Annotated in this window: 19 protein-coding genes; 12 read left to right on the top strand and 7 right to left on the bottom strand. The window is 65.4% G+C overall.

Going from position 1 to position 25,169, the window contains the following annotated elements; all coding sequences use genetic code 11:
* Positions 1–69: 69 nt before the first annotated feature.
* Both QTH97_RS31125 and QTH97_RS31120 read left to right on the top strand, forming a co-directional pair.
* Positions 70–1,356 carry a glycosyltransferase family 4 protein gene (locus QTH97_RS31125; RefSeq protein WP_286572456.1) on the top strand — a complete coding sequence of 429 codons (1,287 nt, stop codon included), beginning with the start codon at positions 70–72 and terminating at the stop codon, positions 1,354–1,356.
* A gap of 201 nt (positions 1,357–1,557) precedes the next feature.
* Entirely contained in the window at positions 1,558–4,953 is a 3,396-nt protein-coding gene (locus QTH97_RS31120; protein WP_286572455.1) for an Ig-like domain-containing protein, read from the top strand.
* 111 nt (positions 4,954–5,064) lie between these two features.
* Here the strand turns inward: QTH97_RS31120 and glpK are convergent, their stop codons facing one another.
* Together glpK and QTH97_RS31110 are read right to left on the bottom strand one after the other, a co-directional pair.
* A complete protein-coding gene (gene glpK, locus QTH97_RS31115) occupies positions 5,065–6,558 on the bottom strand; it encodes a glycerol kinase GlpK (protein WP_286572454.1) in 1,494 nt (497 codons plus the stop codon).
* A 13-nt stretch (positions 6,559–6,571) separates the two neighbouring features.
* Positions 6,572–7,342 (bottom strand): DeoR/GlpR family DNA-binding transcription regulator, encoded by a 771-nt coding sequence (locus QTH97_RS31110; protein ID WP_286572453.1) that lies wholly within the window; start codon positions 7,340–7,342, stop codon positions 6,572–6,574.
* A 97-nt stretch (positions 7,343–7,439) separates the two neighbouring features.
* Between QTH97_RS31110 and glpD the strand changes: the two genes are divergently transcribed.
* The 7 genes from glpD (at position 7,440) to QTH97_RS31075 (ending at position 15,249) form a co-directional block, all read left to right on the top strand.
* The gene (gene glpD / locus QTH97_RS31105) at positions 7,440–9,104 is read left to right on the top strand and encodes a glycerol-3-phosphate dehydrogenase (protein WP_444813499.1); all 1,665 of its coding nucleotides are present in this window, start codon (positions 7,440–7,442) and stop codon (positions 9,102–9,104) included.
* The gene (locus tag QTH97_RS31100; RefSeq protein ID WP_286572451.1) at positions 9,095–10,168 is read left to right on the top strand and encodes an ABC transporter ATP-binding protein; all 1,074 of its coding nucleotides are present in this window, start codon (positions 9,095–9,097) and stop codon (positions 10,166–10,168) included. The genes glpD and QTH97_RS31100 overlap by 10 nt, the downstream gene beginning before the upstream one ends.
* Position 10,169: 1 nt before the next feature.
* The gene (locus QTH97_RS31095) at positions 10,170–11,240 is read left to right on the top strand and encodes an ABC transporter ATP-binding protein (RefSeq protein ID WP_286572450.1); all 1,071 of its coding nucleotides are present in this window, start codon (positions 10,170–10,172) and stop codon (positions 11,238–11,240) included.
* A 55-nt stretch (positions 11,241–11,295) separates the two neighbouring features.
* Entirely contained in the window at positions 11,296–12,189 is an 894-nt protein-coding gene (locus QTH97_RS31090) for a carbohydrate ABC transporter permease (RefSeq protein ID WP_286572449.1), read from the top strand.
* Positions 12,186–12,998: a carbohydrate ABC transporter permease gene (locus QTH97_RS31085; RefSeq protein ID WP_286572448.1), complete on the top strand. Its 813-nt coding sequence runs from the start codon at positions 12,186–12,188 to the stop codon at positions 12,996–12,998. The genes QTH97_RS31090 and QTH97_RS31085 overlap by 4 nt, the downstream gene beginning before the upstream one ends.
* 129 nt (positions 12,999–13,127) lie before the next feature.
* A complete protein-coding gene (locus tag QTH97_RS31080; protein WP_286572446.1) occupies positions 13,128–13,436 on the top strand; it encodes a DUF2160 domain-containing protein in 309 nt (102 codons plus the stop codon).
* A gap of 82 nt (positions 13,437–13,518) precedes the next feature.
* Positions 13,519–15,249 (top strand): ABC transporter substrate-binding protein, encoded by a 1,731-nt coding sequence (locus QTH97_RS31075; RefSeq protein ID WP_286572445.1) that lies wholly within the window; start codon positions 13,519–13,521, stop codon positions 15,247–15,249.
* Positions 15,250–15,374: 125 nt separating this feature from the next.
* Here QTH97_RS31075 and gltS read toward each other — a convergent pair whose 3' ends face one another.
* The 5 genes from gltS to QTH97_RS31050 form a co-directional block, all read right to left on the bottom strand.
* Positions 15,375–16,589: a sodium/glutamate symporter gene (gltS, locus tag QTH97_RS31070; protein ID WP_286572444.1), complete on the bottom strand. Its 1,215-nt coding sequence runs from the start codon at positions 16,587–16,589 to the stop codon at positions 15,375–15,377.
* Between the two features lie 325 nt (positions 16,590–16,914).
* Positions 16,915–17,994 (bottom strand): lytic murein transglycosylase B, encoded by a 1,080-nt coding sequence (mltB, locus tag QTH97_RS31065; RefSeq protein WP_444813498.1) that lies wholly within the window; start codon positions 17,992–17,994, stop codon positions 16,915–16,917.
* A 53-nt stretch (positions 17,995–18,047) separates the two neighbouring features.
* Positions 18,048–20,042, bottom strand: coding sequence for a transglutaminase TgpA family protein (locus tag QTH97_RS31060; protein WP_286572443.1), 1,995 nt, complete (start codon positions 20,040–20,042; stop codon positions 18,048–18,050).
* Positions 20,036–21,043 (bottom strand): DUF58 domain-containing protein, encoded by a 1,008-nt coding sequence (locus QTH97_RS31055; protein ID WP_286572442.1) that lies wholly within the window; start codon positions 21,041–21,043, stop codon positions 20,036–20,038. Before QTH97_RS31055 ends, QTH97_RS31060 begins: the two co-directional genes overlap by 7 nt.
* Entirely contained in the window at positions 21,040–21,960 is a 921-nt protein-coding gene (locus tag QTH97_RS31050; RefSeq protein WP_286572441.1) for an AAA family ATPase, read from the bottom strand. Before QTH97_RS31050 ends, QTH97_RS31055 begins: the two co-directional genes overlap by 4 nt.
* Before the next feature lie 75 nt (positions 21,961–22,035).
* On the opposite strand from QTH97_RS31050, the gene QTH97_RS31045 reads away from it, so the two are divergent.
* The 3 genes from QTH97_RS31045 (at position 22,036) to QTH97_RS31035 (ending at position 25,167) form a co-directional block, all read left to right on the top strand.
* Entirely contained in the window at positions 22,036–22,989 is a 954-nt protein-coding gene (locus QTH97_RS31045) for a histone deacetylase family protein (protein WP_286572440.1), read from the top strand.
* Positions 22,990–22,998: 9 nt separating this feature from the next.
* On the top strand, positions 22,999–24,279 hold the full coding sequence (locus QTH97_RS31040; RefSeq protein ID WP_286572439.1) for a mechanosensitive ion channel family protein: 1,281 nt from the start codon (positions 22,999–23,001) through the stop codon (positions 24,277–24,279).
* A 138-nt stretch (positions 24,280–24,417) separates the two neighbouring features.
* Positions 24,418–25,167 (top strand): electron transfer flavoprotein subunit beta/FixA family protein, encoded by a 750-nt coding sequence (locus QTH97_RS31035; protein WP_286572438.1) that lies wholly within the window; start codon positions 24,418–24,420, stop codon positions 25,165–25,167.
* Positions 25,168–25,169 lie beyond the last annotated feature (2 nt).

The following is a 25,169-nucleotide window of genomic DNA, read 5'->3' as shown; positions in this document are numbered from 1 at the left end:
CATAGAGCACCGAGAGCCTGATGTATCGTCTCCCCCCTGGTGAGTCATACAGGTTCAAGGAGGCGGCCCATGAAGAAGGCTGTAGAGAAAGCGGGCGCGCAAGCGCCCGTTGTGTTGTCGAGCACTGGTCAGCCGGTCTATGCGAGCGGCAAGCGTGTTCTGGTCATGCACCAGAACTTCCCGGGACAGTTCGGTCATTTCGTGCGCGCCTGGGCGGCGCGACCCGGGTGGGATGTCCGGGGCCTTGGGCGCGACAGCGCTCCGGGCTTGCCTGGCTTCGACCAGTTGATGCGCTACCGCGTCGCGCGCGAGCCGCATGCCCATCAACACCCGTACCTCCGGCAGATGGAGGCCGCCACGTTGCACGGACAGGCCACCGCCCGCGCCATGCTCGAGATTCGCCGCAAAGGCTTCATCCCCGACGTGATCCTCGCGCACCCGGGTTGGGGAGAGGCCCTGTATGCGAAGGATGTCTTTCCTGACACCCGGCTCGTCCATCTCTGCGAGTGGTACTACAACGCGGACGGCGCCGACCTGGGCTTCGATCCGGAGCATCCCATCAGCTTTGACGATCGCGCACGCATCCGCACATGGAATGCGCAGCACACGCTGAATCTCGTCAACTGCGATGCGGCCGTGAGCCCGACCGAGTGGCAACGCAGCCGGCACCCCGAGATCCTGCAGCCGAAGATCGTGATGCAGCATGAGGGCATCGACACCGAAGGGCTGGGCCCGGATCCCGCGGCGACGGTCGTGACACCGGGTGGAACAGTGCTCAAGGTCGGCGATCCAGTCATCACCTACGTGGCGCGCAATCTGGAGCCGTATCGGGGCTTCCACATCTTCATGCGGGCACTGGAGAAGATCCAGAAAGCGCACCCGGGTTGCCATGCCGTCGTCGTGGGCGGCGACGAGGTCAGCTATGGATCGGCCCCCAGGGACGCCGCGAACTGGCGCGAGAAGATGTTGCGCGAAGTGGCGCTCGATCCGGCGAGGACGCACTTTCTGGGACGAGTCCCGAGGACACAGTATTTGCGCGTGCTTCAAGTGTCTGCAGCGCACGTCTACCTGACCTATCCGTTCGTGCTGAGCTGGTCGATGCTGGAGGCCATGGCCACGGCGGCACTCATCATTGGATCGAGCACTGCACCGGTACGTGAAGTACTTCACGACGGAGTGAATGGGCGCCTTGTCGAGTTCTTCGACGTGGACGCCATCGCGAGGACGGTGTTGGATGTCCTGGAGACACCTCAAGCTCAATGGCCGCTGCGCAGGCAGGCAAAGCGCGACGCCGAGAGGTACAGCCGTGAGGCAGGGTTGGCACGCTACGACCAGTTGATCGACGGCGGGACTTGAAGGCGCGGAATGGACGCGCCGCTTCAAGAAGAACTGCCGCGACGACTCGGCATCAGCCCCTGAATTTTCGCTTGGCAATTGAGAGTGCCTGGCCTGCCGTTTCTCGCTACCTGCGCTCTAGCATGCTATTTCGCCTGGGGATAGGCTTCAGGCGAAATGCCGAAGGAACGGCAGGAAAACAGGGAAGCAAGAAAGTACTGCATGGCAGACGAAAAAATCATCAAGACCGGTGGCAATAGCGAAGTCATCATCACCGGCGACGGCAACGACACCATCCAGACCGGCGTTGGCAACGACAGGATCGAAGCCGGCAACGGCGACAACACCGTCAAGGCCGGTCACGGCGCCAACACCGTCAGCGCTCTCTCCGGCAACGATACGATTCGCGCCTTGGCGGGCAACGACGTCATCTCCGCCGGCGACGGCAACAACAATGTCGACGTCGGCGCTGGCAAGAATGACGTCTTGTCCGGCAGCGGAGACGACTGCATCACCGTGTGCGACGGCAACGACACCATCGATGCGGGCAGCGGCAACAACACCATCTTCGGCGGCGAGGGCAACAACCGCATCAGCTCCGACAATGGCGTCGACTCCATCACCACGGGATGGGGCAATGACACTGTCGTGTCGGGCGAAGGCAAGAAGACGATCAACGTCTCCTACGGCAACAACGACGTGACGATCACCGGCTCCGGCGACAACCTGATCACAGCCTGCAGCGGTGATGACAAGGTCACGGTGGTCGGCAATGGCGCCAACACTGTCAAGGCCGGCGAAGGCGACAACGACGTCAAGACTGGCACGGGCAGCGACAAGATCCATGCCGGACTGGGCAATGACGTGATCGACGCCGGCGATGGCAACAACTACGTCGACGCGGGCTACGGCAACAACAAGGTCAAGGCCGGGGCCGGCAACGACTCCATCTGCGGCGGCCTCGGTCACGACACCGTCGATGCCGGCGCAGGCAGCAACTACGTCAGCGTGGGCAACGGCGACAACGACGTCACCACCGGCGCCGGCCACGACACGATCTACGCGGCGGGCTACCTCGGCAACTCCAACGTGATCCGCGCCGGGGGCGGCAAGGACACGATCGTGCTCGGCGACGCCAATGACGTCGTCTACATGGGCGACGGCGGCGTCGCGAGCAACAGCACGCTCAGCGCCGGCAATGGCAACGACAGCGCGATCCTCAGGTTCGGCGACAACCTGAGCACGCGCAACGTCCTGTCGGGGGGCGCCGGAACCGACACCATGGTTCTGAGCTTCACCGCGGCAGAAAGGGCGCGTGCCGACGTCGAGCTGGACATCGACACCTATCGTGCGCGACTGGCCGCGGGCAATACCTCGGCATACCAGTTCAAGTCGATCGACCTGAAGGTGGACGGCTGGGAAGCGCTGGAAGTGCTGGTCGACGACGCGGCCTACGTGCCCAAGGCAGAAGCAGGGCGCGTGGAGGTCAGCAAGGGCTCGACCAACGACTCGATCACCACCCACGCAGGCCACGACGTCATCAATGCCGGCGACGGCAACAACGTGATCAACGCTGGCCATGGCAACAACGTCATCACCGCGGGCAAGGATAACGACAACATCTATGCCTACTCCGGAGATGACGTCGTCAACGCCGGCGACGGCAAGAACTGCGTCGATGTCAACGAGGGCAACAACAACGTCACTACCGGCACGGGCAATGACACCATCAGTAGTGGCTACGGCAACGACACCATCGACGCTGGCGCCGGCAACAACCACGTCGACGCAGGCCATGGCAACAACACCATCATCAGCGGCGGTGCGTCCACCCTTGTCACGCAGTCGGGCAACGACAACGTGACAGCGTATGGGGCGGGCAAAAAGAACATCTCCGTAGGTGCCGGCAACAACCACGTCGACGCCGCCAGGAGCACGGGCAACGACACCATCACGGCGTGCGAAGGCGACGACACGATCCTGGGCGGCGAGGGCAACATCCATATCAAGGCCGGTGAAGGAAACAACACCGTCACGACCTTGAAGGGCAACGACACCATCTACGCCGGTGCCGGGGACGACAGGATCGACGCTGGCCAAGGTGACAACGTCATCTATGCCGGGCAGGGCAACAACGACGTCACCGCTGGCGACGGCAACGACAAGATCCATGCGGCTCATGCTGCCGACAGCAACAGCACCATCCATGCAGGCCACGGAAACAACTACATCGAGCTCGGAGGCGGCAACAACACCGTGACCACCGGCAACGGCAACGACACCATCTGTGCGTGGGGCCTGCCTGGCAATACCAGCGAGATCGTGACCGGCAACGGAAACGACTACCTCAAGCTGAGCGCATCCGACGACACGATCACCCTCGGGGTAGGCAGCAGCACTCTGTACGCGGACGGTGGCAACGACACGGGTTACTTCACCTTCGCAGGCAACAAGCTGAACAAGAACTTCCTCTGCGGCGGTGATGGCGGCAAGGACACGCTGGTGCTGAACCTCACCGAGGCAGAACTGGCGAACGCCGCCATCCAGGACGACCTGACCAGGTATCAGGCGCACCTGGCTGCAGGGAAGGCTAGAGATGCATTCCAGTTCCGGTCGATCGACCTGAAGGTCGTCAACTGGGAGCGAGTGCAGATCGGCAACCTCACGGCACAGCAGTTCGCTGGCATTGAAGACAACGTGCTGACGGTGAACGTGATCGACGGGGTCGATGCTGCCAATAAGTTCGGAATGCAGCTGGTCTCCGTGGAGGGCGCGAAAAACGGCTCGGTGGACATCAAGGCCGACGGTACCGTCATGTACACGCCCAACCCCGACTGGTCGGGCACCGAGACCGTGGCCTACACCATGGTCAACGCCGCCGGCGGCACGGCGACCGGCACCGCGACCTTTACGATCGCCGGCGTGGCCGATGCGCCCGACCTGGGCCTGAAGCGAGGGAGCTCGTCGACGGTCTTCGTGGATGCGGCCCCGAGCGACACGGACGGTTCCGAGACGCTGTCGCTCTCGATCGAACTGCCGCTGGGCGTCGGCCTCGCTCCCGCGGACGGTACGCAGGATCCCGCCACCGGACGCTGGTACTTCGGCCAGGACGTGCTGGACAACCCTCGCGAGGTGACCTTCACGTCGGTAGGTGGCGCAGAGGCCACGTCCGAGTTGGTCTTGACGGCGGTCGTGCGCGAATCCAATGGTGATGAGCGCACGACGACCTACCATCTCTGGCACAACGCCAGCACCAGGGTGGAGCTGGCCGCGCTGCCCGAGCCCGATCAGATCATTGACGGCTCAGGCGGCGACGACACCCTGGTGTTCAGCGGCGTGGCCGAACTCGACCTGACGGCACTGGAAACGAGGTCGCTGCGCAACTTCGAAAAGCTCGACATGGCCGATGGCGCCACCACGAAGCTCACGCTGTCGGGCGACGTGGTTTCGGGCATGTCGTCGACCCAGTCGTTGCAGGTCACCGGTGACGCGAACGACATCGTGACCCTCACCGACGACTGGACCGAGGTGGGGACCGAAGGCGGTTTCGACGTCTTTCAGAACAACCTTCTGACCGACGTGACGCTGTACGTGCAGAGCGGCCTGGCAGTGCTCTGACAGATCAGCAGGCCATCCGGCCCGTGATCTCCCCCGCGGTGATCAGGGCCGGATCGAGGCCTGTTGAACCGAACGGCAGCTCTGCTCTGATCTGCCGCAAATCCGTGGATGTCAGGAAAGCGTCGCTCTCCGCACGGCCATCTCCCACCGTTCCATCGCTTCGTCGGCCTTCGATCGGCTCAGGGTCGGCATGAAGCGACGCTCGACGCGCCACAGCTTCGACAACTGCCCCACATCGCTGTACACGCCCGTCGACAGGCCCGCGAGATAGGCAGCCCCCAGCGCCGTGGTCTCCGTCACTTCCGGCCGCACGACCGGTATTCCCAACAGGTCGGCCTGGAACTGCATCAGCAGGTCGTTCACGCACGCGCCGCCATCCACCCGCAGCTCCGCCACCGGCGTTCCGCCCGCCGCGACCGCATCGCGGCTCATCGCCTGCAGCAACGCAGCGCTCTGGTACGCGATGCTTTCCAGCGCGGCGCGTGCGATGTGCGCCACGGTGGTGCCGCGCGTGAGCCCCGTGATGATTCCGCGCGCGTCCGCGTCCCAGTAGGGCGCGCCGAGGCCGGTAAAGGCCGGCACCATCATCACGCCGCCCGCATCCGGCACGCTCTCGGCCAGTGCCTGCACCTGCGCGCTGCCCGGGATCGCCTTGAGCCCGTCGCGCAGCCACTGCACGACCGCGCCGCCGACGAACACGCTGCCTTCCATCGCGTATTGCGGCTGCTCGCCGGTCTGCGCGGCACTGGTGACGAGCAAGCCGTTGTGCGAGGGCTGGAAGGCGCCACCCGTATGCATCAGCAGGAAGCAGCCGGTGCCGTAGGTGTTCTTCGCCATGCCGGCCTCGAAACAGGCCTGGCCGAAGAGGGCGCTCTGCTGGTCGCCCGCGACGCCGCCGATGGGCAGGCTGCGCTCCAGAAGCGCCGCGTCGGTGTCGGCGAAGTGCGCGCTCGACGGCTTGACCTCCGGCATCAGCGACGCAGGGATGTCGAGCGCCTCCAGGAGCTCCCCGTCCCATTGGTTGCTGTGCACATTGAAGAGCATGGTGCGCGACGCGTTGCTCACGTCCGTAACGTGCACCTTGCCGCCGGTGAGCTGCCAGATGAGCCAGCTGTCGATGGTGCCGAAGGCCAGCTCGCCGCGCTCGGCCTGGTCGCGCACGCCGGGCACGATGTCGAGCAGCCAGCGCAGCTTGGTGCCGGAGAAATAGGCGTCGATCACCAGGCCGGTCTTCTCGCGGATGGTGCCGGTCATGCCGTCCTCGCGCAGCCTGGCGCACAGCGGCTCGGCGCGGCGGTCCTGCCAGACGATGGCGTGATGCACCGGCTGGCCGGTCTTGCGGTTCCACACCACCGTCGTTTCGCGCTGATTGGTGATGCCGACCGCGTGGATGTCGCTCGCCTTGAGCCTGGCCCTGGCGAGCACGTCCCGCGCGGTGGCGAGCTGGCTTGTCCAGATCTCCATCGGGTCGTGCTCGACCCAGCCGGGCTGGGGGTAGATCTGCGTCAGTTCCTGTTGGGCGATCGCGACGATGCGGCCTTCGCCATCGAAAACGATGCTGCGAGAGCTCGACGTGCCCTGGTCGAGGGCGAGCAGGTAAGTCATGGGAAAAGTTCCTTCAGTGTTCGCGCGCAATCTCGCAACGGACTTGCGCGCGCTCGATCAACTCGGGGAAGGGCGGTGGCGGTTCCGCGTCCGTGAAGAGGCAATCGATCTGGGAGAGCTTCGCGAGCTCGATCATCGCAGGGCGGTTGAACTTGCTGGCGTCCGCGGCGAGCCACACCTCGCGCGCCTGCGCGATGATGGTTTGCGCCACCTTCACCTCGCGCAGGTCGAAGTCGCGCAGCGTGCCGTCGGCCTCGATGCTCGACACGCCGATGAGAGCGATGTCGACCTTGAACTGGCGAATGAAATCGACTGTCGCCTCGCCGACGATGGCGCGGTCGCGCAGCCGCACCGAGCCGCCCGCCACGATCACCTCGCAGTTCGGGTTGTCGCTCAGGATGGTCGCGACGTTCAGGTTGTTGGTGATCACGCGCAGGCCTGTATGACGCAGCAGTGCCTTCGCGATGGCCTCTGTGGTGGTGCCGATATTGAGGATCAGCGAGCAGTCGTTCGGCACCCGCGCCGCCACCGCGCGCGCGATGCGGGCCTTGCCCTCGGCATGCAGCGTTTCGCGCTGCTGGTAGCCGATGTTCTCCGTGGTCGAGCTCGGCACCCGCACGCCGCCATGAAACCGCGTGAGATGCCCTTCGTCGGCCAATCGCTGTACGTCGCGGCGCACCGTCTGCAGGGTGACCCCAAGCATCTCGGCCAGTTGTTCGACCGTGACGGAGCCGCGCGAGCGCACGGTATTGAGCAGCTTGAGTTGACGCGGATTGGAGTTCACGGACAGGCGAATCAATGTGGCAAACGACTTTAGAACGAAAGGAAACGAATGGACTTAAGGGTTAACGCCGAAGAAAATCGCGCCGTAAGGAACCAGAATGAAAAAATTCGAAAGCGATCAGACTTCAAACCGTGCATTAAGTCACATTCGAACGGACCTATCCCTCGTGAGCGAACCACCCCCGTCATCGACCGCCTCCGCCGCTGATTGCGACGTGCTGATCGTCGGCGGCGGCATCAATGGCTGCGGCATCGCGCGCGACCTGGCCGGCAGGGGCTGGCGCGTCGTGCTGTGCGAGAAGGACGACCTTGCGGCGCACACCTCGTCGTCCTCCACCAAGCTCATCCATGGCGGTCTCCGCTACCTGGAGTACTACGAGTTCTCGCTCGTGCGCAAGGCGTTGCAGGAGCGCGAGGTGCTGCTCAAGAGCGCGCCGCACATCATGTGGCCGCTGCGTTTCGTGATGCCGCATGATCCGTCGATGCGGCCGGCCTGGATGATCCGCATCGGCCTTTTCATGTACGACCACCTAGCGCGTCGTGAAGTGCTGCCGGGGTCGCGCACCGTCGATCTCAAGCGGCACGAGGCCGGCGCGGCGCTCAAACCCGAGTTCAAGCGCGGCTTCGTGTATTCGGACGGCTGGGTCGACGACGCGCGGCTCGTGGTGCTGAACGCACTCGATGCTCGGGCGCGCGGAGCCGAGATCCTTACGCGCACCCGCTGCATCAGCGCGCGACGCAATGCCGAGGGCTGGACTGCCCTGCTCGAAGGCCCCGAAGGCCAGCGTAGCGTGCGCGCACGCGCCGTGGTCAACGCGGCAGGGCCATGGGCCGAAGCCTTTCTGCGCGGCGTGGCGCACTCGGCGCAGGGCGAGGCGCTGGCGACCCGGCATCTGCGACTCGTGAAGGGCAGCCACATCGTCGTGCCGCGCGTCTTCGGCCACGACCACGCCTATATCTTCCAGAACCCCGATAAGCGGATCATCTTCGCGATCCCGTACCAGGACGACTTCACGCTGATCGGCACGACCGACATCGAGTTGCAGGGCGACGACCCCGGCGCCGCGCGGATCAGCGATGACGAGGTCGACTACCTCTGCACGCAGGCGAGCCGGTATTTCAGGAAGCCTGTCACCCCGGCCGACGTGGTGTGGACCTATTCGGGCGTCCGGCCGCTGCTCGACGACGCCTCTGGCGACCCGTCGGCCGTGACGCGCGACTACATGCTCGAGTCCAACACCACTGCGGCGCCGCTGCTGTCGGTATGGGGCGGCAAGATCACCACTTTCCGGAAGCTGGCCGAAGACGCAGCCGACGAAGTAGGGCGGATGCTCGGCGAGACCCGCACCGCATGGACGGACGGCGCATTCATGGCCGGCGGCGACCTCTCCGCCTGGATCGGCGGCACCACCCGCACGTCACGACCCGACGACGACTTCGAGCGCTTCGTCGATGCGGTCCGTTCGAAATACCCTTGGCTCGAGTTCAACCTCGCCCGCCGCCTCGCACGAGCCTACGGCGCCCGCGTCGCGGAGGTCATCGGCGACGCCCGATCGATGGACGACATGGGGGAGGCCGTCGCGCCCGGGCTCCACGAGCGCGAGCTGCGCTACCTGCGCGACGAGGAATGGGCCTGCAGCGGCGACGACGTGCTCTGGCGCCGCTCCAAGCTCGGGCTCCACTTCACGCCGGCGGAGCGCGATCAGGTCAACACCTGGATGCGGGACCATGCACGCCTGAAAGAGGACGCTCCATGCAGCTGACACTCGAACGCGTCACCAAGAAGGTGGGCGCGCAGACCTGGCTCTACCCACAGAGCATCGCTCCCAAGAGCGGCGCGGTGACTGTGCTGCTGGGCGCCACGCAGGCCGGCAAGACCAGCCTGATGCGGCTCATGGCCGGGCTCGATGCGCCGACCGAAGGCAAGGTCTTCGTCGACGGCAAGGACGTGACCGGCGTGCCGGTGCGCGAGCGGAACGTTGCGATGGTCTATCAGCAGTTCATCAACTACCCCTCGCTCAAGGTCGCCGAGAACATCGGTTCGCCGCTCAAGCTGCGCGGCGAAAAGAACGTCGACGCGCGTGTGCGCGAGTTGGCGGACAAGCTGCACATCGGCATGTTCCTCGACCGCTATCCGGCCGAGCTGTCCGGCGGCCAGCAGCAGCGCGTGGCGCTGGCGCGCGCCCTCGCCAAGGGGGCGCCCCTGATGCTGCTCGACGAGCCCCTGGTAAACCTCGACTACAAGCTGCGCGAAGGATTGCGCGAAGAACTCACGCAGCTCTTCGCAACCGGCGATTCGACCGTGATCTATGCCACCACCGAGCCCGGGGAGGCCCTGCTGCTCGGAGGCTACACGGCGGTGATGGATTCCGGCGAACTGCTTCAATACGGCCCGACCGCCGAGGTCTTCCACGCCCCGCAATCCCTGCGCGTGGCGCGCGCCTTCAGCGATCCGCCGATGAACCTGATGGTGGGCCACGTGGTGACGGGCGGCGTGCAGATGGAAGGCGGCCCCATGCTGCCGATCACTCTGCCGGCCGCCATCGATGGCGCGGTCACGATCGGCCTGCGTTCGAGCGCCCTCAATGTCGGCGCGAGCGACGGCGACATCGCTTTGCCCGGCAAGGTCGAGCTTGCGGAAATCTCGGGCTCCGACACCTTCGTCCACGTCGAGACGCTGGTCGGCGAACTGGTCGCGCAACTCACCGGCGTGCATCGCTTCGATCTCGGTGCGGCGATCACGCTGTATTTCAGCGCGTCGCAAGCCTATGTGTTCGACAGCGGCGAGCGGCTGGCCGTCGCACCCGCCTGGCGCAAGGGAGGCTGACATGGCCCGCATCGACCTGGACCTGGCTCACGCCTATCGCCCGAACCCGACGCAGGACAGCGACTATGCGCTGCTGCCGCTCAAGATGAGCTTCCGCGACGGCGGCGCCTACGCCTTGCTCGGCCCCTCGGGCTGCGGCAAGACCACGATGCTCAACATCATCTCGGGCCTCCTGGCGCCGTCCAAGGGCAGCGTCAAGTTCAATGGCCGCGACGTGACGCTGGAGACACCGCAGCAGCGCAACATCGCGCAGGTGTTCCAGTTCCCCGTGATCTACGACACCATGACAGTGGCGCAGAACCTCGCGTTTCCCCTGCGCAACCGCAACATGCCCGCCGAGCAGATCCGCAGGCGTGTCGGCGAGATCGCCGAGATGCTCGACATGAGCGGCCAGCTCAACCAGCGTGCGGCCGGCCTTGCAGCCGACGCCAAGCAGAAGATCTCGCTCGGCCGCGGCCTGGTTCGCAGCGATGTGTCGGCCGTCCTCTTCGACGAGCCGTTGACCGTGATCGACCCGCACCTCAAATGGCAGTTGCGGCGCAAGCTGAAGCAGATCCACCGCGAGCTGAAGCTCACCCTGATCTACGTTACGCACGACCAGGTTGAGGCCCTGACCTTCGCCGAGGAAGTGGTCGTGATGACGCGCGGCAAGGCCGTGCAGATCGGCAGCGCCGAGGCGTTGTTCGAGCGGCCGGCCCACACCTTCGTCGGTCACTTCATCGGCTCGCCGGGGATGAACTTCCTGCCGGCGCAGAGCGCGGGCGGCATGCTCGATATCGCGGGGACGCGGCTGCCTTCAACGCGTGAGTTGCCCGAAGGCGCGCTCAAGCTCGGCATCCGGCCGGAGTACGTCGCGCTGGTCGAACCGAATGCGCCGGGCGCGGTGCCCGCCACGCTGACCCAATTGCAGGACGTCGGCACGCACCTGATGCTGAGCGCCAAGCTCGACGGCAGCGCACTCAAGGCGCGACTGGCGTCCGACGCCGTCGTTCCGCCCGTCGGCAGCACTGTCTGGCTGCAGGTGCTCGGGCGCAAGAGCTGCTTCTATCGCGACGAGGAGTTGGTGGCATGAGCCGGGCGGCCGCTCCGAAGGCGAATACCGCAGCGCGAAGCACGGAGGTTGCACCATGAACGGAACCAACAAGCCCATCAACCAGCGTGCGTGGTGGCTCGTGCTGCCCGTGCTGATCTGCGTCGCCTTCTCCGCCATCGTGCCGCTGATGACCGTCGTCAACTACTCGGTGCAGGACATCATCTCTCCCGAGCGCCGTGTATTCGTCGGCACCGAATGGTTCGCCGCGGTGATGCGCGACAGTGAACTACACGCAGCGCTGTGGCGGCAACTCGGCTTTTCGATCGCGGTGCTGCTGGTCGAGATCCCCCTGGGCATCGTGCTCGCGCTCTCGATGCCATCGACCGGCTGGAAGGCGTCCGCCGTGCTGGTGGTGGTCGCACTCTCGCTTCTGATCCCGTGGAACGTGGTCGGCACCATCTGGCAGATCTTTGGCCGCGCCGACATCGGGCTCTTCGGCTATGCGCTCCAGAAGCTGGGCATCGACTACAGCTACACCGGCAACGCGCGGGATGCCTGGCTCACGGTGCTGCTGATGGACGTCTGGCACTGGACGCCGCTGGTCGCGCTGCTGTGCTTTGCCGGCCTGCGCTCCATTCCCGACGCCTACTACCAGGCCGCGCGCATCGACGGCGCCAGCAAGTTCGCGGTGTTCCGCTACATCCAGCTGCCCAAGATGCGTGGCGTCCTGGTCATCGCTGTGCTGCTTCGCTTCATGGACAGCTTCATGATCTACACCGAGCCCTTCGTGCTGACGGGCGGCGGGCCCGGGAATGCGACCACCTTCCTGAGCCAGTACCTCACGCAGAAGGCGGTCGGGCAATTCGACCTCGGCCCGGCGGCGGCGTTCTCGCTGATCTACTTCCTCATCATCCTGCTCCTGTGCTTCGTGCTCTACAACTGGATGCTGAGAGTCGGCACGCAGGACGTGGCGGAGGAAACCAAATGAACGAAGACCGCTTCCGCAAGCGCAGCGTGTTCCTGGTGTTCTACATCGTGTTCGCGCTGTTGCCCATCTATTGGATGGTCAACATGAGTTTCAAGACGAACGAGGAGATCCTGTCGAGCTTCTCGTTCTTTCCGCAGACCTTCACGTGGGAAAACTACCGGCGGATCTTCACCGATGAGTCCTGGTACTCGGGCTACATCAACAGCCTGATCTACGTTGGCATCAACACGGTCATCTCGCTCACGGTGGCGCTGCCGGCGGCTTACGCGTTCTCGCGTTATTCGTTCCTCGGCGACAAGCACGTCTTCTTCTGGCTGCTGACCAACCGCATGACGCCGCCGGCCGTATTCCTGCTGCCCTTCTTCCAGCTCTACTCGACCGTGGGCCTGATGGATACGCACCTCGGCGTGGCACTGGCGCACCTGCTCTTCAACGTGCCGCTGGCGGTGTGGATTCTGGAAGGCTTCATGAGCGGCATACCGCGCGAGATCGACGAGACGGCCTACATCGACGGCTATTCGTTCCCACGCTTCTTCCTCACCATCTTCCTGCCGCTCATCAAGGCAGGCGTCGGCGTCGCGGCCTTCTTCTGCTTCATGTTCAGCTGGGTCGAGCTGCTGCTGGCGCGCACGCTGACGAGCGTGAACGCCAAGCCGATCGTCGCGACGATGACGCGCACGGTGAGCGCATCCGGCATGGATTGGGCCACGCTGGCCGCCGCCGGCGTGCTGACCATCGTGCCCGGCGCCATCGTCATCTGGTTCGTCCGCCACTACATCGCAAAAGGCTTCGCGATGGGGAGAGTTTGATGAAAGCCACAACGATTGCAGCCCGCTTTCAGGAACACCGCGGACCCGGCTTTGCCGGGCCGCAGGTGTTGCCCCCTGCAAGGGGGTTGGCGAAGCGACACGAAGTGCGCGAAGACGGGGGGTGTGCTCATGTTTGAGTGGATGGTCTGGACCACGCCGGTGGCGGTGTTCTTCACCTGCATCGCGTTGATGCTCGTCGGCATGACCGTGTGGGAGATCAAGTCGCCCACCACCTTGCGCCGCGGCTGGCTGCCGCTGGATACCACCCGGGGCGATCGGCTTTTCATCGGGCTGCTCATCGCCGCATACATCAATCTGATCTTCATCGGCATAGCGGGCAAGCTGCAGGAGTGGATGAGCCTGGAAGCCGAGCCGTCGATCTGGATCAGCTTCGTCATTTCGATGCTCGTTCTCGCGCTGATCATGCGCAAGGGCTGAGCTTCGATTTCCAACGGACCGGCTCTCCGCTTTCCCGGAGCCGCCTCCGCAAGAACCGGGAAGCGCCATCGAGGAGACGACCATGAAGATTCGCTACACAGCATTGGCACTGGCCGCGGCGACTTTCGCCTTGCAGAGCGCCTGGGCCGGGGAGGCGGAGGCCAAGAAATGGATCGACAGCGAGTTCCAGCCATCGAGCCTGAGCAAGGAGCAGCAGACCGCGGAAATGAAGTGGTTCATCGACGCCGCCAAGAAGCTGCAGGACAAGGGCGTGAAGGAAGTGTCGGTGGTGTCGGAGACCATCACCACGCACGAGTACGAATCGAAGACGCTTGCCAAGGCCTTCGAGGAAATCACCGGCATCAAGGTCAAGCACGACCTGATCCAGGAAGGCGACGTGGTCGAGAAGCTGCAGACCTCCATGCAGTCGGGAAAGTCGATCTATGACGGCTGGATCTCGGACTCCGACCTCATCGGCACGCATTACCGCTACGGCAAGATCATGTCGCTCACCGAGTACATGGGTGGTGCGGGCAAGGAATGGACGAACCCCGGCCTGGACGTGAAGGACTTCATCGGCACCAGCTTCACCACCGCGCCGGACGGCCAGCTCTACCAGTTGCCAGACCAGCAGTTCGCGAATCTCTACTGGTTCCGCGCCGACCTCTTCGCGCGCAAGGACCTGCAGGACAAGTTCAAGGCCAAGTACGGCTATGAGCTCGGCGTGCCGCTCAATTGGAGCGCCTACGAGGACATCGCCGAGTTCTTCACCAACGATGTCAAGACCATTGACGGCAAGCCCATCTACGGCCACATGGACTACGGCAAGAAGGACCCCTCGCTCGGCTGGCGCTTCACCGATGCGTGGCTCTCCATGGCCGGCACGGCAGACAAGGGCATCCCGAACGGCATGCCGGTGGACGAATGGGGCATCAAGGTCGCGGCCGACAAGTGCACGCCCGTCGGTGCCAGCGTGGCACGCGGCGGTGCGACCAACTCGCCGGCCGCCGTCTACGCGCTGACCAAGTACGTCGACTGGATGAAGAAATACGCGCCCAAGGAAGCCACCGGCATGACCTTCGGCGAGGCCGGCCCCGTGCCCGCGCAAGGGCAGATCGCGCAGCAGATCTTCTGGTACACGGCCTTCACCGCCGACATGACCAAGGCGGGCCTGCCCGTCGTCAATCCCGACGGCTCGCCCAAGTGGCGCATGGCCCCGGGCCCCAATGGCCCGTACTGGAAGCAGGGCATGCAGAACGGCTACCAGGACGTCGGCTCGTGGACCTTCTTCAAGGGCCATGACGCCAACAAGACGGCCGCCGCGTGGCTCTATGCGCAGTTCGTGACCTCGAAGACCGTCTCGACCAAGAAGAGCGTGGTCGGCCTGACCTTCATTCGCGAGAGCGATATCCGCCACGAGTTCTTCACCAAGAACGCGGACAAGTACGGCGGCCTCATCGAGTTCTACCGCAGCCCGGCGCGCGTCGCGTGGACGCCGACCGGCACCAACGTGCCCGACTATCCGAAGCTCGCGCAACTCTGGTGGAAGAACGTCGCCGAGGCCGTGACCGGCGAGAAGACGCCTCAGAAGGCGATGGACAACCTGGCCGAGGAAATGGACAACGTGATGGGCCGCCTGGAACGCGCCGGCATGGCCAAGTGCGCGCCCAAGCTCGCACCGAAGGGCGACCCGGCCAAGATGCTGAGCACCGAGCACGCGCCGTGGAAGAAGCTCGACAACGAGAAGCCGAAGGGCGAGACGATCGACTACACGAAGCTGCTGACCGCCTGGCGCGAAGGCAAGGTGCGCTAACAGGGGAAACGGGTCACGCGCGAGAGCAGACGTTGTCTCGCGCGTGTGTCCCGGCTGCTGGCCGAAGTCAATCAATCGACCGGACCGGGCGCGGCGCCCATGCTGAGGCCTGCGTGGACCGCCAATCAGCGCGCCATGAACCCGATGACGAACGCGTTGACCAAGTCGATAAAGAATCCGCACACCAACGGCACCACGATGAATGCGCGCGGCGCCGCTCCATGGTCACGCGTCACGGCACTCATGTTGGCAATGGCCGTCGCCGTCGAGCCCAACGCGATTCCCCCGAAGCCAGCGCAGATCACGGCCGCCTCGTAGTCGCGTCCCATGAACCGATAGACGACGAATACAGTGAAGGCGATCGCCAAGATCACCTGCAGTACCAGCGCGGTCAGCACAAAGACCGCGACATCGCGCATTTCCCACAACTGCAGACCCATGAGCGCCATGGTCAGGAAGACGCCGAGGCAGATGTCCGAAATCAGGGACACACCGGCCCGCATGCGGTCCCAATGCCACAGCTGGCCCTTCTGTTTGGTGAACAGCGCGGTAAGGTTGCGCACTAGGATGCCGGCGATGAGAGTGCCGACAAAGGCGGGCAATCTCAGCCCCGTGAGCGCGATGAGGTCGCTGATGCCGCGGCCCAGGATCAATGCCACGTTGAGCCAGAGCAGGGCCATCAGCACGCTGTTGTAGTCGAGACGGGCCTGGTTCTCGTCCTGGTAGTGGGCACCAGGCTGCAGCGCGGCCTCGGCCGACGAAACGAGTTGGTGCCGGCGCATCAGGTAGGCGGCGATGGGGCCGCCGATCGCGCATGCCGCGATCAGCCCCGCCATGTTGCTGGAAAGGCCGATGACCTCGGCATTGGCGATGCCGAGGTCGCGGACGAAATGCGGCACCCAGGCCAAGGTGGTGCCGACGCCGCCAGTGAGAGAGATCGAGCCCGTCAGCAGCCCCGCGCGGCGATCCATCCCGAAGCCGGTTGCCACCGCCATGCCGACCAGGTTCTGCGCCACGATGAAGATGGCGGAGAGTGCCAGCAGCACCGCCAGCGGGCGTCCGCCCTGGCTCAGGGTCCGCACGTCCGAGCCCAGCCCGATGGCCGCGAAGAAATACAGCAGCAGGATGTCCCGCACGCCGAGCTGGAAGTCGATCTTCAGGCCGATCGCCACATACAGCGCGCTGACCACCACGATGCACACCAGCCCGCCCAGCACTGGCTCCGGAATGCTGTAGCGCCGCAACAGCTCGAAGCGGCGCGTGCAGGCCTTGCCGACGAAGAGCAGCAGGACCGCGAGGGTGAAGCTGACGTAGGCGTCGAGGTGGAGATCTTGTGGCAAGTGCTTGCTCCGATAAGGGGCGGGTGTCCGGCCGGACGGGCGAGGCGCTCATGATGGCAGAAGGAGCCGCTTTTGCCGGCTGACTGTCAGGCTTGACGGGAACGACTCCAAGGACCGTGTTTGCGGCCAGCCTGAACGGACAAGCCGATGCGTTCTCGGCGGGTGATCGCCTGGCTCAGGTTTGCGCGGGCGGCTTCTTCGAGCTTGGAGCGCATCGGGGCGGTGAAATGCAGCGGCTGGCGCGCAAGAAACGCGCTGAGGACTCCGCGCCGCCGTGCCTCCAAGGTCCCGGTAGGCACATGCGCGCGCAGCGCCTCGGCACCCCTCACTGCTCCATCGCAGCCCGCACTTCACGCCCCAACTCGATCACCGACATGGCGTAGTAGCTGCTCCAGTTGTAGCGGGTGATCACGTAGAAGTTCTGGGTGCCCGCGACGTAGGTGGCGGTCTCGCCGCCGTTCTGCAGTTCGACGAGCGCGAGCAGGCCGGTGTGCTTGAGCGCATCGCCGCGCAGCACGGCGCCACCGGCGACAAAGGCGTCGGTGCTGAAGGTCGGCACGATGTCGGGCGCCAGCAGCACGGATTTCTTGAGCCGCGATTCGTCCAGGCTTACCGGATAGATCGCCGGCATGCCGGGCTTCCAGCCGAAGGCCTTGAAGTAGTTGGCCACGGACCCGATCACGTCGGCCGTGTTGTTGACCAGGTCGATGCGGCCGTCGCCGTCGAAATCGACCGCGTACTTGGCGATGCTGCTCGGCATGAACTGGGGCATGCCCATGGCGCCAGCGTAGCTGCCGAGGGGGATCATCGGGTTTTCGGCGGTGCGGGCTTCGGTGCTGAGGAAGCTTTCGAGCTCGCCGCGGAAGAAGGCACGTCGTTCGGCTGCGCGGGGATGGGCGTCGGGGAAGTCGAAGGACAGGGTGGCGAGCGCGTCGATGACGCGGAAGTTGCCCATGTTCCGGCCGTAGATGGTCTCGACGCCGATGATCCCGACGATGATTTCGGCGGGCACGCCGGTCTTCGCCTCGGCCCGTGCGAGGGTGTTCGCATTGTTGCGCCAGAAGCGCACGCCGGCCTGGATGCGCACGGGGTCGATGAAGCGGCTGCGGTAGACGTACCAGTTCTTGGGCGTGCCGGTCGGCGCTGGGAGCATCAGGCGCGGCACGTTGGGCAGTTGTCGTGCATTGCCGATGGTTGCCCGCACCCACGCGCGATCGAGGTGGCCGCGCGCGGCGATCTCGTCCGCGAACTGCATTGCATCTTCGCGTGTGGCATAGGCGATGCCGCCACGCACCGGGCCGTTGCGCTTTTCGGCGACAGTCTGGGCTGGGGCGGACGCCGGCTGCAGGAACATGGTCGCCACGACGAGAGCCGTCGCGAGGGCGTGGGGAAGATGGCGTCGCATCGTGTTGATTGTGCCGCCCGCGCGGACGGCGTCTCCTGTGGACACAAGTGGTTTCAGCGGGGCCATGAGAGGCGTCGGAATTCGGCGCGCAGGGCTGACAGGGCATCGCCCGGCGACTTCGCGTAGCGCTGGGCCTCGAGCCTGATCAGCCAGTCGCGCGCGGCTTGCGCGCCCGAGCCGAAGCGCTCGTCCAGCCGCGCTGCCATCTGGCGCGGGGGCGTTGCCTCGGGCACGTCGATGCCCGCCTGCTTCAGCCGCGCCCGAGCCTGACCGAGGAGGCGCAGCCAGGGGTCGTGCTGGCTTCGCTCCCACAGCGTCCAGGCGGCGCCGAGGAGGCTGGCGGCCACCATCAGCGCGAGCAGCACGACCACGAGATCCTGCAGGCTGGGCGCCTCGAAGCCGATGTTCTTGAGCAGGTCCAATTGCCGGCTCTGCGTGTAGTTGAGGATCCACTGGTTCCAGCCGTTGTTGACAGCCTCCCAGGTGGCGCGCAGGGTCTGCGACAGCGTCGGGTTCATTGCCTCCATGGCGCCGGCGAGAAGGCCAGGCTGTGGCGCGAGCCGACGAAACTGGCCGACGCGATCGGGCGAGATGGCGCCGGTCGGATCGACGCGCACCCAGCCCGCTCCTTCCTGCCAGACCTCGGCCCATGCATGAGCGTCACTGTTGCGCAGCACCCAGTAGTTGTCGACGTTGTTGACTTCCCCGCCCTGGTAGCCGGTGACGATGCGCGCCGGAATGTCGAGCGCGCGCATCAGCACCACGAAGGCCGAGGCGATGTGCTCGCAGAACCCGGCCTTGATGTCGAACCAGAACTGGTCGGCGGTGTCGTCGCCATAGAGCCCGGGTTCGAGCGTGTAGGAATAGCCGCCCGTGCGAAGCCGTTGAAGTGCGGCCTGGACGAAAGCCTGGCTGGATGCGCCCGCCAGCGCCGGGTCGCGGCGCATCTGCGCCGCGAGCGCGACGGTGCGCGGGTTCGAGCCTGGAGGCAACTCGACATAGGGCTGCAGCCCGGCCGTACGGCGCAGGGGACCGCTCTGGAACTGGGTGAAGCTCTTGGCGCGGTAGCGGACGAGATCGCTGATGGGGCGCGTCGCGATCCATTGCAACTCGGGCGTGCCGAAGATCTCATAGCCGGAGAGATTGGGCTTGTCCGCAGTGGCGTCGAGGGTCAGCAGCCAGGCGCGGTTGGTGGGTTCCAGGGTGACTTCGTAGCTGCTCACCTCGCCGCGCACGCGGAGGCTTGGCGGAATGGAGCCACGCGAGAACGGAGGCAGGGCGGTCCATTCGCGGCCGTCGAAGCGCGACAACACGGGTCCGCGGAAGTACAAGGCTGCCCGCGGCGGGACGCGATCGCCATCGAACCGGATGCGCGCGGCGATGCCTTCGTCGAGCGCGAGTTCCGCAATGGTGCCCACGCGCATCGTGTTCGACAGGCCGGTGCGCCCGGCCATGGCGTCACTGGGCGTGCCCCACAGTGGTGCCATGCGGGGGAAGAGCATGAACAACACCAGCATGATCGGCGCGCCGAGCAGTGCCATCCATCCCGCGGTGCGCGCGGCTTGGGCCAGCGGCGGCTTGCCGACGGGCATATGGGCGTTGACCAGCGCGGTCAGAAGGCCCAGCAAGGCGAGCAACATCGCGAATGCCGTCATCAGCGATTGCGAATAGAAGAAGTTCGTGAGCATCGTGAAGAAGCCCAGGAAGAAGACCACGAACGCGTCGCGTCGTGCGCGCAGTTCCAGCGTCTTGAGCGCAAGCAGGATCACGATCAGCGTGACGCCGGCATCGCGGCCGAGCAGCGTGCGGTGGGTCGAATATGTGGCGACCAGCGTGATGGCGAGGAGGGCGGCGCGCCACCATTTGCCGGGCAAGGGCTTGGCCTGCACGGCCAAGGTGCCGCGCCACAGCAGGACGATGGCCGCGAGCATGCTGCACCACCAAGGCAGGTTGGGCACCTGCGGCAGCAGGATGAGGCCGATGACCGCCAAGAGGAAGAGGGTGTCCCGGGCGTCCCTGGGCAAGTTCTGGAGCCGGGGAATCAACATACCGCCAGAACCTCCAGGCACCGCCGCTTGTGCGCTTCGCCTTGCGACGGCGCGACCGTGCGCCCGGCGACGCGCAATCCGTAGTCGACGCCCAGGCGGTCGGCCATGAGCACCCAGGCGCAGAGGCGGCACAGGCGCGCCTCGGTGCCTGGCAGGCCCGTGCCTTGCGCATCCAGCCAGAGCTCCTGGCGCTGCGCCTGTTGCGTGTCCCTGCTGACCAGGTCCTCGGAGCCCGTGGCCTGGGCTTGTGCGGCGCGCTTCCAGACGACGAGTTTCAGCGGATCGCCGCGCCGGTAGGCGCGAACGCCGTCGTATTCGCCCGCCATGTGGGTGCGCGTCGGGGCCGACGCGGCCTGCCCGGCCAGCGGCTCGCCTGGGGGCAACGGCGGTGGATTCATTTCCGGGGCCGGATACACCAGCATCTGCGACGCCGGGCGCCAGACCGTCCACACCCGGAAGGTCCCCAGTGGAAACCTGGTTTCCGCCGTGAGTGTCGGCACGGGATGGAGACCACGCCGTTCGGGCCTGAAAGCCACCTCGACCGTTTCGCTCCCTTGGGCGGGCACGTCGCTCCACGACCATTGCCCGCTCCGGTGGACGGCCAGCCCGACGCCGTAGCGTGTCGCGCGCCGTGTGTTGGTCAGCACCACGCGAAAGACGGCGGCGGCGCCCGCAAACTGGGCCTCGGGCGGCATCAGGCGCAGCGCAAGGCCGCGCAGCGTCCCATGGCACACGTGCATGCCGACAGCGACGCTGCCCGCCAGGAGGAAGGTCAGCAAATAGCCGAGGTTGAGCTGGTAGTTGATCGACGCGACCAGCAGCAGGAGCAGGGTGGCGGCCAGCATCCAGCCCGCCTTGGTCGGCAGGATGTAGACGTTGCGCTGGGTGAGTTCGAGCGTGTCGGACGGCGGCCGGCGCGACAGGAACCAACGGTCGATACGCGAACGCAGCGGCGCAAGGGGGCGCGCGATCCGCGCGCGGGCCAGCGCCGGCGCTTTCACGGCAGCGGCACCGCCGCGGTCATGGCGCGCACTTGCTCGACCGCGCCGCGGCCGGCATCTCCGACGGGCGTCAGGCGGTGCGCGATGGTTTGCGGCAGCACCGCCTGGACATCGTCGGGCGCCACGTAGTCGCGATTGGCGAGCAACGCCTGCGCCTTGGCGGCGCGCAGCACCGCGATTCCGGCGCGCGGCGAGAGGCCCTGAAGAAACCACCGACCGGAACGGGTGGCGGCAATCAGGTCCTGCACATAGTTCAGAAGAGGCTCGGCGGCATGCACCTGCAGCACGCGTTGCTGGAGCGCGGTGAGTTCGCCTGCCGTCAGCAAGGCGGGCAGCGATGCCAGCATCTCGCGGCGATCGGCGCCGGCGAGCAGCTCGCGTTCGGCCGCACGGTCCGGGTAGCCGAGCGAGATCCGCATCAGGAAGCGGTCGAGCTGCGACTCCGGCAGCGCGAAGGTGCCCAACTGGTCGTGCGGATTCTGCGTGGCGATCACGAAGAAGGGCGTGGGGAGCGGGCGCGTCTCGCCTTCGACGGTGACCTGCTTTTCCTCCATCGCCTCGAGCAGGGCGCTCTGGGTCTTGGGGCTCGCGCGGTTGATTTCGTCCGCCAGCAGCACCTGGGCAAAGATCGGTCCGGGGTGGAAAACGAATGCCTGCTGGCCCCGGTCGTAGATCGCCACGCCCGAAAGATCGCCCGGCATCAGGTCGGCCGTGAACTGCACCCGTGAGAACTGCAGCCCGAAAGTGTGCGAGAGGGCATGCGCCAGGGTGGTCTTGCCGACGCCCGGAACGTCCTCGATCAGCAGGTGGCCGCCCGCCAGCAAACAGGCCACGCAATCGCGTACCTGGGCCTCTTTGCCCACGATCACCGTGTTAAGCTGCCCGAGCAAACTGGCGAGCTTCGCGGCGACGTCCATTTTTGTATCCATATGCAAACAATACCGTAAGCCTTGCGGCCCCATGCCGCGTGAGGCTACGACGCGAGTCGATCCATGGGTAAAACCGGCTATTTCACACACCGCGATTGCTGGAAGCACGACATGGGGCCCGGCCATCCGGAGTGCCCCGCGAGGCTCGACGCGATCGAAGACAGATTGCTCGTCACCGGGGTCGGCGACGCGCTGGAGCGCGGTGAAGTGCCGCTTGCCACGCTGCCGCAAATCACGCGCGCACACAGCGTTGCGCACATGGAGCATCTTGAAACGCTGAGCCAGCGCCTGATCGAGGATGCACCGGCCGGCGGCCCGGACCATGCGCAGATCGACCCCGACACCGCGTTGACCCGCTTCACCGTCCTGGCGGCGCGCCGCGCCGCCGGCGCCGCGATTGCGGCGACCGACGCCGTGATTTCGGGAGCGATCGACAACGCCTTCTGCGCCGTGCGCCCGCCCGGCCACCATGCCTGCCGCGACAAGGCAATGGGCTTCTGCTTCTACAACAACGTCGCGATCGCCGCGCGCCATGCCATCGAAGAGCACGGGCTGAAGCGCGTTGCCATCGTCGACTTCGACGTGCACCACGGCAACGGCACCGAAGACATCCTGAGCAACGACCCGCGCGTGCTGATGGTCGGCATCTTCCAGCACCCGTTCTATCCATACAGCGGTACGGAGCATCCGGCGCCGAACATGCTCAACCTTCCGGTGCCGGCCTACACGCGTGGCATGGACGTGCGCGAGTTGATCGAGGCTTGCTGGATGCCGCGGCTGGAGGAATTCAAGCCGGAGATGATCTTCGTGAGTGCCGGATTCGATGCGCACCGGGACGACGACCTGGGCCAGCTCAGGCTCAACGAGCAAGACTTCGGCTGGATCACGAGCCGCATCGTCGATGTGGCGCGACGGCACTCCCATGGGCGCATCGTGTCGATGCTCGAAGGCGGCTACAACCTTGACGCCCTGGCCCGCAGCGTCGAAGAGCATCTGCGGGTGCTGGCGGATCTCTAGCCCCAACCGATGGATTTCAGCGTCTTTACACAAAGATTCAGTGAAATCCATGCGCAGAGCGTGTGGATTGAGGTCGTCGTGTTGGTCGCTTGCGTCGGGGCGGCGTGGGCCGCATGCCGCTGGTTCGGGCGGGATCAGCCGAAGGATTCGATCTGGTTCGGCGCGCGGACCTTCGATGGCGTGCTCTTCCCGTTGCTGGCGCTGGTGCTCACCGATCTTGCGCGACGCGGGACCTTGACGTTCCAGCCGGTGTTCGTGCTGCGCATCGCGGTGCCGGTGTTCCTCTCGCTCGCGGTGATTCGTTTCTTTGCGCTCGTATTGCGCGCCGTTTTTCCGGCTTCCGCCCTGGCGCGGCTGGTCGAGCGGACCATCTGGTGGTTCGCGTGGATCGGTGCCGTGCTCTGGATCATCGGGCTGCTGCCGCCGGTGCTGGCTGAACTCGATGAGATCACGCTGGGCTTTGGCCGGACGCGGGTGAGCTTGCGCACCATCTTCAGCGGCGTCCTGTCGGCCGGGCTCGTTCTCGTGATTGCACTGTGGATCTCGTCGACCATCGAGAAGCGCATCCTGCAAGAAGCGGTGCATGACCTGTCAATGCGCAAGGTGGCGTCGAATGCGGTCCGTGCCTTGCTGCTGCTGATCGGCATGCTGTTCGCCTTGTCGGCCGTGGGGGTCGACCTGACGGCGCTCTCGGTGTTGGGCGGTGCGCTGGGCGTCGGTCTGGGCTTCGGCTTGCAGAAGCTCGCGGCCAACTACGTCAGCGGGTTCGTGATCCTGCTCGAGCGGTCGATCCGTATCGGTGACAACGTGCGTGTCGATGGATTCGAGGGCCGCATCACCGACATCAAGACGCGCTACACGCTGGTGCGCGCGGGCAACGGGCGCGAGTCGATCGTGCCCAATGAATCGCTCATCACGAGTCGGGTCGAGAACCTCTCGCTGGCCGATCTCAAGTTCAACATCACGACCAACATCGTGGTGGGGTATGACAGCGATGTCGCGAAAGTGCAGGAGATCCTGTGTGCAGCCGCGGTCGCGCAACCGCGCGTGATGACCGACCCGGCGCCGGTGGCCTTCCTGCTCAACTTCGTGCCGGACGGATTGGAGTTCAGCCTCAACCTCTGGGTGTCCGATCCGGACAAGGGCAGGGACAACTTGCGGTCGGCCATCAACACAGCGATTCTCCAAGGCCTGCGCGACGCCGGAATCGTCATCGCCGGCCCTCGGCGCGTGGTGCACGTCGAATCGTTACCACCTGTTGTGATTCCAGCGGACCCGCCTCGCCTATAATTGCAAAAAAGCACGATCGTTCGTTTTTCCGCGGTGACGGTCTGCCTGATTGAAATGGACAGTTCGCGCAGAGGCCGGCGCCTAAAATCTCTGGCTGCCCTGCACCCCCCGGTTTCGCAATTCAATGGAGTCAAACCAATGAAGATCCTGGTCCCCGTCAAGCGGGTCGTCGACTACAACGTGAAGGTGCGCGTCAAGAGCGACGGCACCGGTGTGGACATCGCCAACGTCAAGATGAGCATGAACCCCTTCGACGAGATCGCCGTCGAAGAGGCGGTGCGCCTGAAGGAGAAGGGCGTCGCCACCGAAATCATCGCCGTGTCCTGCGGCGATGCGAAGTGCCAGGAAACCCTGCGCACTGCCATGGCCATCGGTGCGGATCGCGGCATCCTGGTCGAGACCACCGAAGAGCTGCAACCCCTCGCAGTGGCCAAGCTGCTCAAGGCGCTGGTCGACAAGGAACAGCCCCAGTTGGTCATCCTGGGCAAGCAGGCCATCGACGACGACGCCAACCAGACCGGCCAGATGCTGGCGGCACTGGCTGACTTGCCGCAAGCGACTTTCGCCAGCAAGGTCGAAGTCTCCGGCGACAAGGTCAGCGTGACCCGTGAAGTCGACGGCGGCCTGGAAACCATCTCCCTTTCGCTGCCCGCGGTCATCACCACCGACCTGCGCCTGAACGAGCCGCGCTACGTGACCTTGCCCAACATCATGAAGGCCAAGAAGAAGCAGCTCGACACGGTGAAGCCCGAGGACCTCGGCGTGGACGTCAAGCCGCGCCTGAAGACGCTCAAGGTCTCCGAGCCCCCGAAGCGCGGCGCCGGCATCAAGGTGCCCGATGTCGCCACGCTGGTGGACAAGCTGAAGAACGAAGCCAAGGTGATCTGAGG

This window comes from Variovorax gracilis (assembly GCF_030317115.1).
Lineage (GTDB): Bacteria > Pseudomonadota > Gammaproteobacteria > Burkholderiales > Burkholderiaceae_C > Variovorax > Variovorax gracilis.
Note: the sequence above shows the minus strand (reverse complement) of the source record. Positions and strands in the feature narration are given on the sequence as shown.